General features: G+C 74.1%; 2 protein-coding genes, 1 tRNA gene and 1 pseudogene. 3 read left to right on the top strand and 1 reads right to left on the bottom strand.

Annotated features, from left to right (window positions below; translation table 11 throughout):
* A partial coding sequence (locus VN520_RS16715) for a class F sortase (RefSeq protein ID WP_325747716.1) occupies window positions 1–578 on the top strand: 578 nt, incomplete at its 5' end.
* Between the two features lie 52 nt (window positions 579–630).
* On the opposite strand, the gene VN520_RS16710 is transcribed toward VN520_RS16715, so the two are convergent.
* Window positions 631–704, bottom strand: a tRNA-Lys gene (locus VN520_RS16710).
* A 167-nt stretch (window positions 705–871) separates the two neighbouring features.
* Between VN520_RS16710 and VN520_RS16705 the strand changes: the two genes are divergently transcribed.
* Both VN520_RS16705 and VN520_RS16700 read left to right on the top strand, forming a co-directional pair.
* The gene (locus tag VN520_RS16705) at window positions 872–2143 is read left to right on the top strand and encodes a peptidoglycan-binding protein (RefSeq protein ID WP_325747715.1); all 1272 of its coding nucleotides are present in this window, start codon (window positions 872–874) and stop codon (window positions 2141–2143) included.
* Window positions 2144–2180: 37 nt separating this feature from the next.
* Window positions 2181–2757: pseudogene (locus VN520_RS16700) on the top strand (hypothetical protein); the annotation flags it as partial.

Raw genomic sequence — 2757 nt, 5'->3', positions numbered from 1 at the left:
CGGCCACCGCTGGCGACTCGGCCCCGACGACCGGTGACGTCGCGGCGGTCGGCCGCCCCCTGGGCGCACCGCTGCCCCCGGCCCACGATCCGCTCGACGGCGCCACGCCGCAGCGGGTCGAGATCCCCTCCCTCGGCATCGAGGCGACCGTCGTGCGGCGCGGACTGGACGAGGGTGGGGCGATCGAGCCCCCGCCGTTCGGGACGCCCGGTGCCGTCGGCTGGTACGCCGAGGGCACGGAGCCCGGCGCGGAGGGCGCGGCGCTGCTCGTCGGCCACGTCGACACCGAGACGAAGCCCGCCGTCTTCTACGCACTCAGCACCGCGCGGCCGGGCGAGAAGGTCCGGGTGAGCCGGTCCGACGGGGGGACCGCCGAGTTCACCATCGACGACGTCCAGGTCCTCACCCGGGAACGCTTCGACGCGCAGAAGGCCTACGGGCCGCGCGAGGACGGGCGGGCCGAGCTCCGGCTGATCACCTGCGGCGGTACGTACGACCGCACGTCCCGCTCCTACACGGCCAACGTCGTCGTCTCCGCGTACCTGACGGCGGCGTCCCGGGGCGGCACGCGCGCCTGAACGCACAAGAGCGAGGCCCCCTCACACTCGGTGAGGGGGCCTCGCTGCTGCGTGCGCCGTCAGGGACTCGAACCCCGGACCCGCTGATTAAGAGTCAGCTGCTCTAACCAACTGAGCTAACGGCGCCTGCTGACCTGGAAAACATTACCTGATGCGCAGGGGTGCTCCTGACCAATTCTCCCCCGGTACGGCCTGTCGGATGGTCATTTTGTCCCTTTAATCCGTCACGATGGGTCCCGCCGGAAAGCTGAGACACGGAAGATCTGGACGGCTTCCGAGGGAAGAGGGGTCGCATGACTGTGCCGGTCTTCGAGGAGTACGAGCCCGCTGCCGACTGTGGCTGTCCGGGCTGCGCCCGACATCGTCGTACGGACGCCGAGCGGCCCGTGCGCCACGGCGGGCATCCCGCCGCGCACGGTGCGCGGCGGGCGCTGGTGCTGGTCACCGCGGCGGGGATGGCCCTGTCCTGCGGGGCGGGCCAGGCCGCCGCGTACGGTGCACGGGACGCCCGTGCCGACAACACGGTGGCCGACCCGCAGCCGGACACCCCGCAGGGCCCGGCGGGGCCCCTGTACGACGGCGGGGGCTCGGAGCCGCCCCCCGCACCCGATACGGCGTCGCGCACGACGACCCGGGCCGAGATCATCAAGCGTGCGCAGGCATGGGTGACGGCGAAGGTGCCGTACGACATGGCGGCGTACTGGCGGGACGGATACCGGCAGGACTGCTCCGGCTTCGTGTCCATGGCATGGGGCCTCGGCACGAACGAGTGGACCGGCAGCCTCGCCCGCTTCGGGACGAAGATCGCCCGGGCCGACCTGGAGCCCGGAGACATCCTCCTCTTCCACAATCCGGCCGACCCCGCGGTGGGATCGCACGTCACGGTCTTCGGCGGCTGGATCGGCGGCACGCGCAGTCATTACCGCGCGTACGAGCTGACCCGCCCGCGCGCACGCAAGGCGACGACGCCGATGGCGTACTGGAGCAACTCCTCGAAGTACGTGGCCTACCGCTACAAGGGCCTCGTCAGCGGCGCGGGCGGGAGCGGCGCGGCGACCGCGTTCCCCGGGGCCGCGGCGTTCGGCCCGGGGACGGACAACGCGTACGTGACCCGGCTCGGAGAGCTGCTCATCGCCCAGGGCGGCGGGCGTTTCTACAGGGTGGGCGCCGGGCCGCGCTGGAGCGACGCGGACAGGCGGGCGACGCGGGCGTTCCAGCTGGCGCAGGGGTGGAGGGGCGGGGACGCGGACGGCCTCCCCGGCCCGGATACCTGGAACCTGCTGGTCACGGGCACCGGGCACGCGATTCCCGCCGCCTCCGGCGGAGCCGGGGCGTACCCGGGGAGGGGCTATTTCCAGCCGGGCCGGGTCGGCAGCCACGTCGAGCGGCTCGGCGTCCGGCTGGTGGAGAAGGGATACGGCGCGCACTACGCGACGGGCCCGGGGCCCCGCTGGACGGAGGCGGACCGCCGCAACGTCGAGGCGTTCCAGCGCGCCCAGGGCTGGAGCGGGAGCGCGGCCGACGGATACCCGGGGCCGGAGACATGGCGACGGCTCTTCGCGTGACGGCTGAAGTGACGGAACGGACATGACGGAGGCGGGAATGCGACCCACCGAGAACGTACGGGGCGAATGGGACGAGCTGGGCGAGCGGGAAGCGCGGGTGGTCCTGCCCGGCCCCGGCGCGGAGGACACGCCGAAGGAGAGCCCGGCCGAGACGCCGGCCGAGACGGAGGCCGTGACGGAGGCAGGCGGGGCAGGGTGGCCGGGACCCGGCGACGGGCCGGAACCGGAGCTGGAGTCCGCAGGGACCGCGGTGGTGGACGCGCTGCCAGTGGTGGACGCGCCTCTCGTGGTGGATGCGCCTTTCGTGGTGGAGGACGAGGACATCCCGGCGGATCTGGGGCCTGCCATGGACGCGGTGGCCGGGGTCGGCCGGGCTGTCCCGGCCGGTGGCGGAGTCGCCGACCTGCACCTGGACCTCGGCTTGGAGGCAGACCCGGACCCGGACGCGAGCACGGACCTGGGCCCGGACGCGGTTCCAGGCGCGGATCCGGAGCCCGCACGTGCCCTGGAGCCGCCGGGTCTGGATCCGGCGCCGGGCCTGCTGCCGTTGCCGGAGGCGGTCACCGGCACCGGTACGGGGGTGCGGCAGGCGCGGCCCGCCCCGGCGGGCCGGG

This window comes from Streptomyces sp., assembly GCF_035563135.1.
Taxonomy (GTDB): Bacteria; Actinomycetota; Actinomycetes; order Streptomycetales; family Streptomycetaceae; genus Streptomyces.
Note: the sequence above shows the minus strand (reverse complement) of the source record. Positions and strands in the feature narration are given on the sequence as shown.